The organism is uncultured Psychroserpens sp. (genome assembly GCF_947494225.1).
Classification (GTDB): domain Bacteria; phylum Bacteroidota; class Bacteroidia; order Flavobacteriales; family Flavobacteriaceae; genus Psychroserpens.
Genome location: NZ_CANLUG010000005.1, coordinates 40,719 through 54,619 on the forward strand (window position 1 = coordinate 40,719; position 13,901 = coordinate 54,619).

Genomic DNA, 13,901 nt, shown 5'->3' on the forward strand with positions numbered 1-13,901 from the left:
GCCTCCTAAATGGAAAAGAATTATTGCCCAACATGTAGCATCGAAATTGAAGGAAACTATTGCTCAGAATGCGGAACTAAAGGACTTAACAACAATAAAACAGAAGCGCTATCTATTCCTAATTGGCGTACAGAAAAAGACTTCGACTTGTTAATCAAAAACCCGAAAGTTCATAGTTTTATCTCTCATTTTCTAGAAAATTCTAAACGCTCTATTTCTGCAGAAGTATTTTTAGAACGTGCAGACTTACTCATTGCTCCGCTAACAAGCTTATCGGTAAAAAGAACCGCAGATATTATAATTCCTATCTATAAAAATCTTGGTGTAAAAACGGGGAGGTCTAGCACAGCACATTTCGACATAATCATTCAAGAACTCTTTATAAAAATCTTGTGTTCACTAGCGAAAAACAACTACCCTTTAGTTAGTGTTGAACAAGCAGATAACGGTATTGTAATGCTTGCAGAAATTCCATCCGACTTTAAAACTTTCGGAGGAGATATTATTATTTCGTTACAAGAACATGACGATAACATAAAAATGGACGTCGATGCAAAAATTAAAGGTCAGCTTATTGATTGGGGCAAAAGTAAAAGTGTCATCAAAAACATTTATAAGGATATCGAAGAGATAGAATTGAAATTAGATTAAACTGTTTGTTCTTTTTATGCCCTAAATTACATACATATATTACTCTACTTCGTTTTCTTTTGCTAACTTAGTTCCAAACCAGGACAACACATTTACTGCCATCTAAGACAACAAACTAATGACATTTTACGAAAAAGAACTTGATAGAATTCGAGATGTGGTCTATTCAAACGAAGGACAAATTAACACCGTAATTGGAATTCGAAACTACATCGAAAACAATTATGATGTCGATTTAAATTTGGATGTGTTGTCTCATATGCAGTATGTTTCTAAGTATCATTTGTTACGCTTGTTTAAAAAATATTATGGCCAAACGCCAAGACAATACTTAATAGACAAACGAATTGAGAAAGCCAAGGAACATCTCGTAAATGATATGTCGGTAACTGAAACCTGTTTCGCTGTCGGTTTTGAAAGTCTAGGTTCATTCAGTACTTTATTTAAGAGAAAAATAGGAAAATCACCTGCCAAATTTCAAAAAGAGCAACTTTCGAGAAGTAAAATAGATAGGGAGTTCTGAACTTTGCCTAACAATAAAATAGAATCAAGATGAAAGTAACACTAATTAGTATTCCAGTTCGTGACCAAGAAAAAGCATTACAATTTTATACAGAAAAGCTGGGCTTCTTAAAAAAGAAAGATCTGCCATTAGGTGGAGGCAATAGATGGCTAACCTTAGTTTCAAAAGATTGGCAGGATGGTCCAGAATTATTACTAGAACCTGCTCCGCTTCATTTTGAACCGTCTAAAGTCTTTCAAGATGCATTGATGGAAGCAGGATATCCATGGACTCAATTTGATGTAGACGATGTACAATCTGAATATGACCGACTTATAGATCTTGATGTTGAATTTAGTGTAAAGCCAACGGAAATGGGCACTGTAAAGGTTGCTGTTTTCAATGACACCTGCGGAAATAATATTCAATTAGTAGAAGAATTATAAAACCTTATTCCCAAAACTTAACGTATAAGTCAATCATTTCCATCCCAGCCTAACAGCAACGGAACGATATTTGATAAATGTTATAGAACTAACATTATGAAAAAACTTGTACTTCTCTTTATCTTTACTTTTGGCGTTAAATCGGCTTTTGCAGATTGCTCTAGCAGTGGAATGTACTTCTTTCCTGAGCAAAAGAACATTAGTTTAAATCCTATGTTTATCATAGAAGGCTATTATTTTAGTCAAAAAACAGTTAATAGCTTTAAAGAGCGCAGTGTTTATTTGGAGAGTGAAAATGGAGAATTAATTGAGTTAAACCTTCAAGACATATTAAAAGGTCAAATGCATTTAACCCAGGCTATCTTTTGCACATCAAGCCCTCTAAAGCCAAACACCACTTATGTCCTCAAATATGCTAATCAAACAAATGCTGAATTAGCAGAAATGGTAAGGTATAATAGAGAAAAAAAGAAAAGAGAAAAAATTTATTGGACAACGTCAGATAAAGAATCACTGGCCGAGCTAAACTCGGATTTAACGGTAGAATTTAAAAAAACAGAAACAGTGTTTTATGGCTGCGGACCAGCATCCTATGCTATTTTCAATGTAAAGCATATACCAGATGACGAATTATGGTTTAAAACAGAAGTTGTTGAACTTTCCTCCAACAAAAAAACAACCTATTACTTACGCATGTGGAATGAAAAACTAAGTGTTGGACATGGCATGTGCTCTGGAGCCTTTACCTTTAATAAAAATGGAAAATATAAGGTTAGGTTTATCCCAATGACCATAGATGGAAAAGCATTAAGCCCAACCCGCTGGAAAACTTTTGATAGCCCTTGAATATCCAAAAACGCCCTTTCGGATATTAAAATATTATAAGCTCTAACTTGTATCATTATAACGTCATCGGAAAATTAGTGTCAGATTTTCAGAAGGTTCGTTTTCTTTTGATAACTTCGTTACTACCTATCAACATATAGTTCAAATGAAAATACACACAATACTTATACTACTAACTTTAATGTCAACTCATCTGTTTTCTCAAAACTTAAAGACATCAGAATCTGTATTAGTTAACGGAAAACATATATACTATGAAAGCTATGGACAAGGAGAACCTTTGTTTCTTTTACATGGTTATTCACTGTCTTCAAAAGCATGGCTACCTTACGTTGAAAATTTTGATTCATCATACAAAGTTTATCTAATTGATTTAACTGGACATGGTAAATCGGATGCTTTTAAAGAAAACCTATCTATAAAATCGGTAGCAGAAGATCTTAATGCTTTAATTCAATATTTGAAATTGGATAAGATTAAAGCCATAGGTTTTAGTTTTGGTGGTGACGTCCTGTATCAACTTGCTTTACTAAACCCTTCTTTAATAACCTCTATGATAACAATTGGCGCTGTTGGGACTTGGACTGTGAACGATTTTCCTGAATACCAAAATGCTTTTACTTTTGAAAATAAAGAAGACTTTCCGTGGTTATCAGATTATCATGGCTCTGATGACAAAATAAAGGCAATTATGAAGCAGTTTAATAATTATACGGTTGCATTAACCAATGAAGAATTAAAAAGCATAAAGCCCGAAGTTCTAATTATGATGGGTGATGATGATGAAGGTATGGATTTAGAAGAAGTTGCTCGAGTAAGAAAAAATCTGCCTTTATCTGATCTTTGGATATTACCAAATGTATCTCATGGAGCTCATGAAGGTGAAACTAAAGATGAATTCATTTCGAAGTCAAAAACCTTTCTCTCTAAACATTAAAACGCATGAAAATAAAAATTTTAGCACTCGTACTAGTTCTTATATGCGGAAATGTTTTTTCTCAAGAAAATGAGGTAGAGATAATGATTAACCTACTTGAAAACGAAAAAATAAGCGACATTAACATTGATGAAGACGCATTTATCAATTCGATTTCAAAAATTACAGATTACTGTAAATCGAGCTTTAATGACCTCCCAAAAACTCAAAAAATTGGAATCTTAATAATTGCCCATAAAAAAGGAAAGCCAACCTATGAAATCTATTCAAACCCAAAAATAGATAACACTTTAAAGGATCAAACTTTAAAAGACTTAAGTAAACTAAAAATAGACAATACTAAACTCGTCGATTTTCCTATTTTCATTTCTATAAATAGTACTAACAATGGAGAAATAACCGACTTCAAAGCATTTACAAATCCAGTTAAATTAAAATTAGATGCATATAAAAAAGCAGATTTAAAAACGAAGTTAAAACTAAACAAAGCCTATGCTATTAATGAAGCGCTTCCAATATTAAGTGCTTATCAAGTTATTGTAAATGACAAATTCGTTGGGGTTAAAACATTTGGAAACCTCATACAGAATGCTAATTTTAATAAGACATATGACACTCAAAAAGCAACAAGTTTAAACACTAATTATTGGAGAGCTACTCTAGAAATGGATAGAGGAAATCAGCTCATTCCAATTACTAAAATCTATGCATTAGTAGCACAAGGTGAATTTGATCATGCAAAAAAATATATCGAAATTCTTCGTCCATTTTCAAATCCACAAACAATTTCAAATGATTACTTAGAAACCATTAATTACAGATTAAATTTGTTTTATCAAGATCTAGAAAAAGAAATACTTAAAGGAATTTCAGAACACGATAAAGGCAACTATAAAGTAGCAATAAACATCTATAATGCTATTCTTGACATTTACCCAAACTCTGCTTGGGCACTTTATGAGAAATATTATTCTGAAAACGCACTAAAACTAAAAGAAGATAAGATATCACCAGAAGACAAAAAAGATTGGGATATTGCCAAGGTTGAAATTTATAAACATAACCCGTTATATCATATGGATGTAAGAGCAAAGACAGGAAAAGACGCCTATCTTTTATTTAGACGTCAAGAAATTGGTGGTTTATTCAAAAATGAAAATGAAAAATTAAGCGATGTCTTCAAATATGCAGAAATAGCATCCGATTTAGGGATTTATGATTTTGCAGCGCAGTTATTTTGGCTAACAGCAACGTTTGATAAAGATAATTCTCAAAAGTCAATTCATAACTTTCTGTATTGTTTAGACAAGCTAGGAGACACTCAAATAAAATCAAATTTCAAAGGTGACTTTGAAAGCATATTTAAGGCTATCGAAAAAGAGAAACAAACTAAAATGGAAGATAGTGCGATATTTAAATCAATGAAAAACTAGCGACACTACTAAGAATAATGTATACCGTTATTAATTCTTAAAAACAGGTGTAAAATTAGGCACAACCCCAAAACTTCGTTCTTTTTTCCTAACTTAGTTCACAAGTCAGAGTAAGCATTTCACACTTATTTATTGCGAGTTATGACATTTGAAAAACATATGATATGAAGATTCATTTATATACCCTAATCCTTGGCCTAGTTATATTTGGATGCAATACGCCACAAACGAAAACGTCTAATGAAGACACCGCCAAGTTAGAATCTTTTATCACACAGTATTACTCGGTAATGTCTGAACGAGATTGGAATACATACCGTCAATTTTTTGCAGATAAAGCAATACTAACAACAATTTGGCATGGCCCAAATGACCCAAAACCAACACTATTCTCTAATTCAATTACAGAATTTTTAGCTCAAACAAAAAACGGTCCCGATAGTCAACCCATTTTTGAAGAAAAACCTTTAACAATAACTACCGACATAAAAAATGATTTAGCAAGTGTATGGGTAAAGTATACAGCAAAGTTCGGAACAGAAAGTAACTTAATGCAATGGCAAGGTTACGACGTATTCAGTCTTATCAAATTTGAAAATAAATGGCACATAACCTCTATCACGTATTTATCAATCGAATCAGAATAATGATGACATATAAAACCTATCCTACAATTCAAACGAGCGATTGTAAATGTCATAAACCTCCACTTTTATTCTCAGATTATAAATCACGTTTGGTTGGTATCGATACTACTAATGGTAGGTATGGAGAGGTTACCATTGAAAAATGCGTGCATTGCAAGTCGCGATGGTTACACTATTTGGTAGAATATGAATCCTTCTCAAGATCTGGCAGATGGTATAGAGGCTTAATTTCAAAAAAAACGATTAAAACAATTACACCCGAAAATGCAGTAGATGTACTAAAATCCTTAGAATGGTATCTTTATGGAGGTAGCTACTTTAGTTCTACTGGCCAAAAAGGACAAGGACGTGTTAACGTAGACAGGTGAATCTAAAATGATAAAAACAGTCGCTGCATATAGGAGTAAGTTTATACTTTGGGTACTTATAATAAGTTGTTACTCTTGCACATCGAATCCAAAACAAATTGGCATTCAACCTTATGGAGAGCCTGATAAAGCAATCATTAACTCGGTTACTAAAATCTTAAAAGAAACCTACAATGCTAATGTCATAGTGCTAGATAAAAAAGCACTCCCAAAACAGGCATTTGTCAATATTAAAAGCCCTCGATATCGTGCCGATTCTCTTCTCAAAGACTTACTAAGGCATCGTCCAGATTCTATTGATTTCATACTAGGAATCACGTCAAAAGACATTTCTACAACCAAAAGAGATGTCAACGGAAACATTAAGCAACCCGAAGCAAAATATGGAGACTGGGGAATTTTCGGATTAGGATATAAACCAGGTAAAAGCTGTGTCATTTCTAATTTCAGATTAAAAAATACAACACCCAAAACGTATATAAATCGAATTCAAAAAATTGCTGTCCATGAAATTGGACATAATCTAGGGCTTCCCCACTGTGATACAGACAAATGCGTCATGCAAGATGCAGTAGAAACCATTAAAACTGTAGACTTGGCTGGTTTTGAATTATGCAAAAGCTGCTTGCACAAGATAAACTAATCGGTTCTTAAACATCTTTGTGCTGCGACGTTACCCCTTTGGTTAACTTTTATAAGACTTTACCTTTCTTTCTTTCATTTTGCTACTTTTAATTATAACCATATGAATACACACTCAGTAGACCTGAAACTTATAAACCTTTTTTAATGAAAGAATCAGTACTAAAACTTCAAACATTTATGTCATCAATATCTAAAATGCTCATCGTTTTTTGTCTTTTCTTCTGGAGTAATATAAGTAGCTCTCAATCAAGAAATGCATCATACTCTAAAGATGGGAGCACAATAGTTTATGTGTCAAACGTAGATGGTATCAACCAAATTTTCACAATGAACACTGATGGCTCCAATAAGAAACAACTCACCCGCCTTCAACATAGTTGTTATTACCCTTTCTTTTCACCAGATGCCTCCAAAATTGTATTTATGTCTTTAGCAGGAGAACACACTATTATTTGCCTTATTGATAAAGATGGTAGTAACTATAAAGCCCTAAGTACTGAAAAAGATATGACTTCAGATCCTAATTGGTCTCCAGATGGCAGCCAGCTCATTTTTAGCTCAGCAAAAGGAGGCAATAACAATATCTATGTAATGGATGTAACTGGAAAAAATTGGAAACAACTCACCCATCACGAGGCTTCAGATCAAACCCCTTCAATTTCTCCCGATGGTAAACATATTGTTTTTGTATCTAATAGAGATGGGAATAACGAGTTATATATCATGAATAGTGATGGCACTAATGTAAAACGCCTAACAACCGACCCACGGTCAGACCGTGTTCCGAGATGGTCACCCGATAGCGAAAAAATTATTTGGTACTCAAGAGAACCATCAAAAGTTGCAGGTTCTGCAAAAAAATCGTGGTCAGGAGCAGAGATTTACGAAATTCAAAAAAACGGTTCTAATCGAAAACAAATTACACATAATAGCTATAGAGACCAAGGTCCTAATTATGTACCAGGTAAAAATCGCGTTATCTTTACTTCAAAAAGAACAGGGACATATCAGCTGTTTGATTTCAATCTTGAAACATCAGAGGTGACACAACTTACCAACAAAAACGAATAGCCTACGACAACAATACTTGTAATTTCCTTTCGTTCTTCTTTCTTTTGTTACTTCATTTTAAACGATGTAATTTTACAAACACATGTAACAAGATAAAACTAAGCATGAATCCGCTAAATTTGTTTAACACATGGTATCAGGAAGAACTTAATAAAAGTACAGTTCCTCTACCTTCCGTTTGCTGTCTAAGCTCCATTGGATCGGACGGCTATCCTAATTCCAGATTTGTATCACTTAAAGAGGTTATAGACCAAAAATTTGTGATTACTGGACCAATTAAGTCTAGAAAAGGGGTAGAATTATTGGCAAACCCAAAAGCAGCGCTCACATTTTGGTGGACAGCTACTGAACGTCAAGTGAGAGTTCAAGGTGATGCCATTCAAATTGAAAATGACCTTGCCAAGACTTATTTTAGTAAAAGATCCAAAGGCGCACAAATAGTAAGTCACATCTCTAATCAAGGTGAACAAACCAATGACTTTTCGGAATTGGTGAGCACATTTGAAAAAGAAAAAATAAATACTGTCAATTCTATCATAGATAAACCAAAACATTGGTCTGGTTTTTATATTGTTCCTAAACGAATTGAACTTATGACGTTCAAAAAAAACAGATTACACTATCGCGAATTATATGTTAAAACCAACAACAAGTGGTCTAAATTTATTTTACAACCCTAATGCATACCAGGGTATTGCCTTTTATTAACTTAATATATCAAAAACCCTAACCACAATAGCTATTCGACACAGTAACGTTTTAACAAATTTTTAATCCAATTTTCTTCGGAAACAGGTATTAAGAAATAGATATTTTTCGATACATTTGCCTGTGAAAATCAAGACTACTAACTGATAATTACTCTAATATGAAAAACACAGCTTTAACCGCAACTCACGAAGCCCTAGGTGCAAAAATGGTACCTTTTGCAGGATACAATATGCCTGTACAATATGATGGTGTTAATGTAGAACACGAAGCCGTAAGGACTGGAGTTGGTGTATTTGATGTGTCTCACATGGGAGAATTCCTTATTGAAGGACCTCATGCTTTAGACTTAATTCAGAAAGTATGTAGTAATGACGCCTCTAAATTAACAATTGGAAAAGCACAATACAGCTGTCTACCAAATGATGATGGTGGTATTGTAGATGATTTAATTGTCTACAGAGTAAAGGATGAAACTTACCTTTTAGTCGTTAATGCTAGTAATATTGAAAAAGATTGGAACTGGATTTCTTCAAAAAATGACATTGGTGCTGAAATGCGTGATTTAAGTGAGTCTTACTCCTTACTTGCTATTCAAGGTCCAAAGGCAGTAGAAGCCATGCAGAGCTTATCAAGTCATGACCTTTCAGAAATTAAATTCTATAATTTCGTTGTTGGTGATTTTGCAGGTATTGAGCATGTTATTATTTCGGCAACAGGCTATACAGGAAGTGGTGGATTTGAAATCTACTGCAAAAATGATGAAGTGAAGCAAATTTGGGATAAGGTTGTAGACGCTGGAGCAAAGCCTATTGGCCTAGCTGCACGTGATACGCTACGTTTAGAAATGGGATATTGTCTCTACGGAAATGATATAGACGATACAACATCTCCAATTGAAGCTGGTTTAGGATGGATTACAAAATTCTCAAAAGATTTTACTAATTCTGAGGCTTTAGAAGACGAAAAACGTCGCGGGCCAGAACGTAAACTTGTGGCTTTCGAATTAGACGATCGTGGTATTCCTCGACAAGGCTATGACATTGTTGATTCTAGTGGAAAAACAATTGGAAATGTCACTTCTGGAACTATGTCGCCAAGTTTAGGGAAAGGTATAGGCCTTGGTTATGTGCCAACCATCTTCTCGAAAGTTGATAGTAAAATTAACATACAGATTCGTAAAAATGCAGTGCCAGCTACTGTAGTAAAATTGCCTTTTTACAAAGGATAATTTATAGATTGAGGCGTGATTAATGAAGGCATTTGAAAGTAAACATCGTATTTTAATTTTAGGTGCTAGCGGGTTTATTGGTAACGCGATTTACAAAGAACTCTGTGCCTATTTCAAAACCTTTGGCACCTATCGTATTCCCAAAAAAATCTATGAAAACAATCATCATTTTTTTCATTACAATGTAGAGGAAGACGATGTCTATGATGTACTAGAAGCAACTAAGCCATCTATTATTATATCTTGCTTACGTGGCGATTTTAGAGCGCAAACTATAGCACATCAACATATCGCAGAATATCTTATCGATAATGACTGCAAGATTATTTTCTTGTCGTCAGCAAATGTATTTGATGGCTATAGTAAATACCCAAGTTATGAACTTGATAAAACCCTAAGTGATAGTATTTATGGGCATTTCAAAATTAAAATTGAGAACATGCTCTTACGCTTACCTAAAAAAAAGGTTGCCATCGTAAGATTACCTATGGTTTTAGGCTCACAATCTCCAAGATTAAAAGCATTAAAACAACATCTTCAAGAAAAAACCGCCATTGAAATTTTTCCCAATATTATAATGAATGTGACCACAGATACGAAAGTCACCCAACAAATTCACTATATAATTAATCGAAACAAACATGGCATTTTTCACTTAGGTAGTACAGACTTGGTCCACCATGATGAATATTTTAAAGATATTATTAAGCAGTTATCTTCAAAAAACGGCGTCGTATACAAACATGTATATACAACTAATGAAGACCGTTATCTTGCTGTGCTTCCAAAATTCAACAAACTACCAAAACACCTAGAAATTACAAGTTCAGAAGTATTAGAAGACCTTTTGAAGTCTTAGAATGTACAGTTTACAGTAAAAAGTATTCGGTTCGTCTTTTTTTATAGTTCCAACCAGTTATTCCTCTTATTTTACATCAAATTATAGTATTTTTAAGTAAACCTTTTACAGTATGAACGTTATGAAAGATGAAAACATTGAAAAGCGATTACTCCGCTTTCCTGATTGGGAACATAGAAATAATGCATTGTATGCCGAATTTGAATTTGATAATTTTAAGGACTGTTTTAGTGCTATGAGTAGAATAGCATTTGAATGTGAAGCGCAAAACCATCACCCAGAATGGACCAATGTTTACAATGTTTTAAAAATATCGTTATCTACTCATGATGCCGACGGTGTTACTGAAAGAGATTTTAAACTTGCTGAAGCCATAGAAGCCATAGTTGAAGTTCAAGACTAACATATTTGGTGCGATTTTTGATTTATTTTCCTTATCTAATCTCTATTTATGCTTAAACGATTTTCCATAATTTTATTATTGTCTGTTTGCAGTTTTGGTCAAAGCCAAAACAGTAATCTATTCTGTGAACAGTTGCAGGCATTAAAAAAACTGGTAAAAACAAGTCATTATTCGCCAAAAGAAATTAATGATAGTTTATCAACACACGTGTTAGATTTGTTCTTATATAGTTTAGATGAAGACAAACGTTTATTCACCAATGATGATGTCATAATTTTTGAAAAAGACAGAAATACTTTAGACGATTACATTAATAATAATACCTGTGATTTTATTGATAAATACGTTGAAATATTATCTAAACGTATTGAAAATTCCAAAGAGGTTATTTCTGCGCTTGAACGAGAAACATTTGATTATTCGGGAAAAGACACCTTACGATTTAAGCCTGAAACCAAGTATAAATACTTTAAAGACAATGCAGCAATACAGAAATATTGGAGTAAAAGAATGCGTTATAACATTCTATATACGCTTGTAGAAAATGATTCGGTTTTGGAGAATTTGCAAAACAATTTCAAAAGCCTAGAGGCCGAATTAAAACCTAAACTGATCCAAAAAGAAATCTGCAAACTAGAAGAATTAAAAAACAGGCTTGGCAACGTTGAGAATTTTGTCAAAGAAGCTTTTTTTAATGCCTACCTTCATTATCATGATCCTAATTCTTTATTTTTTACACCTACAGAAAAAGACATTTACGAAAACTCTTTATCCAGTAATCAATTGTCCTTCGGAATTATTACATCTAAAAATGACAATGGCGATATTATAATTGCGCATATCACACCTGGAAGTGCAGCTTTCAATAACGGCAACTTTGATGTTAACGATGTTATAAAATCGCTAACATCTAACACTGATACTTTAGAAACCTATTGTATTTCTAACGATGACGTCTTGGCTTTTACAAGCAATCAAAAGCATCAAACAGTCACTTTCAAAATAAAAAAACAAAACGGAGCTGTAAAAGATATCGAGCTTACAAAAACAGAAACCAAAATTGAAGAAAATACAGTTTCTGGTTATGTTATTGAAAACAAATCAAAATTAGGTTATATCAATATCCCAAGTTTTTATTCAGATTTTGAATCTCCTAATGGTTTGGGGCTTGCCAATGATGTGGCAAAAGAGTTGTACAAACTCCAAAAGGAAAAAATAGAAGGACTTATTCTGGATTTAAGGTTTAATGGTGGAGGCTCCATGAAAGAGGCTGCAGACCTTTCAGGAATGTTTATTAATAGAGGCCCCATTTCAGTATTAAAGTACAACAATGGTGAAACCTATACAATTAGAGATGTAAACCGAGGTTCATTATTCACAAAACCAATAATCGTTTTAGTAAATAACTATAGCGCCTCTGCTTCTGAGTTTTTTGCAGCAACCATGCAAGACTACAATAGAGCAATAATCGTCGGAGCAAGTACACATGGTAAAGCCTCTGCTCAAGCCATTTTACCATTAGGTGATACCGACTCTTTAGGCTACTCTAAACTAACCGTTGAGAAATTCTATCGTGTAACTGGTAAGAGTCATCAATCTGTAGGCGTGATTCCAGATATTATTTTACCTAATGTATATGATGGTTTTGGAACCCAAGAACAGTATGAAGATTTTGCGCTTCAAAATGACACCATTCCTGGAGTAAAAAAATATCCAAAACTCAAGCCACTTCCCATAAATGAACTAAAAAAAAGAAGCGCATTGCGTATAGCCAACGACAAGTCTTTCGCCTCTGTAAAAGACCTCAACACATTAATTATCGATAACTATTTTCAGATAGATACCGAATATCTTCTTACCTTAAAAAATGTCTATACTGAAATGACTAATTATCGTAAGCAATGGGAAATTATCAACTTACCCATTGATAATAACGAATCTGATTTTACCGTAAAAAACTCAGCCTTTACTCAGGAAGTTATGAGCTATAATGAAGATCAGAAATTAATAAATGAAACCATTTTAAAAGACATAAAACAAGACATTTATATTGAAGAGGCTTACGCTATTCTTCAGGATCTTCTAAATTTAAATCCTTTAAATTAAGTATGAAAAACATTAGCTTAAAACTAACCATCGCCTTTTTATTTGTAATTACTTCTATGTCTGCTCAAAACTTCAAAAGCGCAACAGACTATTTAGATTTTGTTGGAAAAGAGCAAAAAGCCATCACTAAAAATATGTGGCGATATACCAAAGCAGTTGCACACAGCAAAAGTGATCGTAGCATTGATGGTAAACGAAAAAATCTTCTAAAATCTGTTGATAGAGCCATCTTAAAAATTAAAAAAGCCAACGGTTTTGACGGCGACGATTACAAGAACAAAATATTAGAACACCTCACTTTTAATAAAAATCTACTCAATCAAGACTACGCTAAAATCATTGACATGAAGGCCGTTGCAGAACAGTCATATGATGCTATGGAGGCCTATATTTTAGCTCAAGAATTAGCAGATAAAAAAATGGAGGAATCGCAACGAGATTACGAAAAAAACCTGCATGAGTTTGCCACTAAACACAATATAAATATTGTTGAAAATGAAACCGACCTTGGAAAAAAAATGAAAATTTCCAACCAGGTATTTGAACATTATAATGATTTGTTTCTAACTTATTTTAAAGTATATATCAATGAGGTATATCTCTGGGAAGCTATAACGGCTAATGATGTGAGTGCTATTCAACAAAACGCAAATGCCTTGAATACTGCAGCTAAAGACGGATTAGAAATTTTAAAAACTAAATCCACTTACAAAAATGATACTTCAATCCTGAATGCAACTAAAAAAGTGTTTGAGTTTTTTATAGACGAAAGTGAAAACCAAATTCCGGTGATCACCGAATTTTTAATTTTGAATGAAGATTTTGAAAAAATCCAGGCATCTATTGATCAAACACCAGAACGTAAACGTACTGAAGCTCAAATTGATAATTACAACAAAAAAGTAAAAGAAATCAATGAGGCCGCTGATAATTACAATAAGGTAAACGTAGAATTAAATGAGCAACGCCAGAAAATGATCAATAGTTTGAATGCCACTAATTCGAAGTTTTTATCAAAACACATCCCTAAAGACTAAGCTCTAGTATT

General features: G+C 33.4%; 16 protein-coding genes. All 16 read left to right on the top strand.

All coding sequences use genetic code 11. From position 1 onward, the window contains the following. Window positions 1-9 precede the first annotated feature (9 nt). The 16 genes from Q0893_RS12295 to Q0893_RS12370 all read left to right on the top strand — a co-directional run bounded on the left by Q0893_RS12295 (window position 10) and on the right by Q0893_RS12370 (window position 13,890). The gene (locus tag Q0893_RS12295) at window positions 10-651 is read left to right on the top strand and encodes a hypothetical protein (RefSeq protein WP_299276009.1); all 642 of its coding nucleotides are present in this window, start codon (window positions 10-12) and stop codon (window positions 649-651) included. Window positions 652-769: 118 nt separating this feature from the next. Beyond that, complete coding sequence (locus Q0893_RS12300) at window positions 770-1,174, top strand: AraC family transcriptional regulator (RefSeq protein WP_298903425.1); 405 nt, start codon at window positions 770-772, stop codon at window positions 1,172-1,174. 29 nt (window positions 1,175-1,203) lie between these two features. Further along, entirely contained in the window at window positions 1,204-1,599 is a 396-nt protein-coding gene (locus Q0893_RS12305) for a VOC family protein (RefSeq protein WP_299276013.1), read from the top strand. A 96-nt stretch (window positions 1,600-1,695) separates the two neighbouring features. Beyond that, the gene (locus Q0893_RS12310) at window positions 1,696-2,445 is read left to right on the top strand and encodes a hypothetical protein (protein WP_299276016.1); all 750 of its coding nucleotides are present in this window, start codon (window positions 1,696-1,698) and stop codon (window positions 2,443-2,445) included. A 145-nt stretch (window positions 2,446-2,590) separates the two neighbouring features. Continuing rightward, a complete protein-coding gene (locus Q0893_RS12315) occupies window positions 2,591-3,382 on the top strand; it encodes an alpha/beta hydrolase (protein WP_299276019.1) in 792 nt (263 codons plus the stop codon). Between the two features lie 5 nt (window positions 3,383-3,387). After that, complete coding sequence (locus tag Q0893_RS12320; RefSeq protein ID WP_299276022.1) at window positions 3,388-4,815, top strand: hypothetical protein; 1,428 nt, start codon at window positions 3,388-3,390, stop codon at window positions 4,813-4,815. Window positions 4,816-4,979: 164 nt separating this feature from the next. Next, window positions 4,980-5,462, top strand: coding sequence for a nuclear transport factor 2 family protein (locus Q0893_RS12325; protein WP_299276025.1), 483 nt, complete (start codon window positions 4,980-4,982; stop codon window positions 5,460-5,462). Continuing rightward, complete coding sequence (locus tag Q0893_RS12330) at window positions 5,462-5,830, top strand: hypothetical protein (protein WP_299276028.1); 369 nt, start codon at window positions 5,462-5,464, stop codon at window positions 5,828-5,830. The genes Q0893_RS12325 and Q0893_RS12330 overlap by 1 nt, the downstream gene beginning before the upstream one ends. Window positions 5,831-5,837: 7 nt before the next feature. After that, complete coding sequence (locus Q0893_RS12335) at window positions 5,838-6,473, top strand: matrixin family metalloprotease (RefSeq protein WP_299276031.1); 636 nt, start codon at window positions 5,838-5,840, stop codon at window positions 6,471-6,473. A 146-nt stretch (window positions 6,474-6,619) separates the two neighbouring features. Beyond that, window positions 6,620-7,546 (top strand): DUF5050 domain-containing protein, encoded by a 927-nt coding sequence (locus Q0893_RS12340; RefSeq protein ID WP_299276035.1) that lies wholly within the window; start codon window positions 6,620-6,622, stop codon window positions 7,544-7,546. 44 nt (window positions 7,547-7,590) lie between these two features. After that, complete coding sequence (locus tag Q0893_RS12345; RefSeq protein ID WP_299276038.1) at window positions 7,591-8,226, top strand: pyridoxal 5'-phosphate synthase; 636 nt, start codon at window positions 7,591-7,593, stop codon at window positions 8,224-8,226. Between the two features lie 188 nt (window positions 8,227-8,414). Next, the gene (gcvT, locus tag Q0893_RS12350) at window positions 8,415-9,485 is read left to right on the top strand and encodes a glycine cleavage system aminomethyltransferase GcvT (protein ID WP_299276041.1); all 1,071 of its coding nucleotides are present in this window, start codon (window positions 8,415-8,417) and stop codon (window positions 9,483-9,485) included. A gap of 22 nt (window positions 9,486-9,507) precedes the next feature. Then, the gene (locus tag Q0893_RS12355; protein WP_298903414.1) at window positions 9,508-10,344 is read left to right on the top strand and encodes a sugar nucleotide-binding protein; all 837 of its coding nucleotides are present in this window, start codon (window positions 9,508-9,510) and stop codon (window positions 10,342-10,344) included. Window positions 10,345-10,456: 112 nt separating this feature from the next. Beyond that, window positions 10,457-10,747 (top strand): 4a-hydroxytetrahydrobiopterin dehydratase, encoded by a 291-nt coding sequence (locus tag Q0893_RS12360; RefSeq protein ID WP_298903413.1) that lies wholly within the window; start codon window positions 10,457-10,459, stop codon window positions 10,745-10,747. Window positions 10,748-10,795: 48 nt separating this feature from the next. Further along, window positions 10,796-12,853, top strand: a complete 2,058-nt coding sequence (locus Q0893_RS12365) for a carboxy terminal-processing peptidase (protein ID WP_299276046.1) — start codon at window positions 10,796-10,798, stop codon at window positions 12,851-12,853. Between the two features lie 2 nt (window positions 12,854-12,855). After that, a complete protein-coding gene (locus Q0893_RS12370) occupies window positions 12,856-13,890 on the top strand; it encodes a hypothetical protein (RefSeq protein WP_298903411.1) in 1,035 nt (344 codons plus the stop codon). Window positions 13,891-13,901: the final 11 nt, after the last annotated feature.

Coding starts and splice junctions, on each gene's coding strand:
- Q0893_RS12295 (WP_299276009.1), top strand. CDS start 10: ATGGAAAAGAATTATTGCCCAACATGTAGCATCGAAATTGAAGGAAAC.
- Q0893_RS12315 (WP_299276019.1), top strand. CDS start 2,591: ATGAAAATACACACAATACTTATACTACTAACTTTAATGTCAACTCAT.
- Q0893_RS12335 (WP_299276031.1), top strand. CDS start 5,838: ATGATAAAAACAGTCGCTGCATATAGGAGTAAGTTTATACTTTGGGTA.
- Q0893_RS12365 (WP_299276046.1), top strand. CDS start 10,796: ATGCTTAAACGATTTTCCATAATTTTATTATTGTCTGTTTGCAGTTTT.
- Q0893_RS12305 (WP_299276013.1), top strand. CDS start 1,204: ATGAAAGTAACACTAATTAGTATTCCAGTTCGTGACCAAGAAAAAGCA.
- Q0893_RS12310 (WP_299276016.1), top strand. CDS start 1,696: ATGAAAAAACTTGTACTTCTCTTTATCTTTACTTTTGGCGTTAAATCG.
- Q0893_RS12355 (WP_298903414.1), top strand. CDS start 9,508: ATGAAGGCATTTGAAAGTAAACATCGTATTTTAATTTTAGGTGCTAGC.
- Q0893_RS12370 (WP_298903411.1), top strand. CDS start 12,856: ATGAAAAACATTAGCTTAAAACTAACCATCGCCTTTTTATTTGTAATT.
- Q0893_RS12320 (WP_299276022.1), top strand. CDS start 3,388: ATGAAAATAAAAATTTTAGCACTCGTACTAGTTCTTATATGCGGAAAT.
- Q0893_RS12360 (WP_298903413.1), top strand. CDS start 10,457: ATGAACGTTATGAAAGATGAAAACATTGAAAAGCGATTACTCCGCTTT.
- gcvT (WP_299276041.1), top strand. CDS start 8,415: ATGAAAAACACAGCTTTAACCGCAACTCACGAAGCCCTAGGTGCAAAA.
- Q0893_RS12340 (WP_299276035.1), top strand. CDS start 6,620: ATGAAAGAATCAGTACTAAAACTTCAAACATTTATGTCATCAATATCT.
- Q0893_RS12330 (WP_299276028.1), top strand. CDS start 5,462: ATGATGACATATAAAACCTATCCTACAATTCAAACGAGCGATTGTAAA.
- Q0893_RS12325 (WP_299276025.1), top strand. CDS start 4,980: ATGAAGATTCATTTATATACCCTAATCCTTGGCCTAGTTATATTTGGA.
- Q0893_RS12300 (WP_298903425.1), top strand. CDS start 770: ATGACATTTTACGAAAAAGAACTTGATAGAATTCGAGATGTGGTCTAT.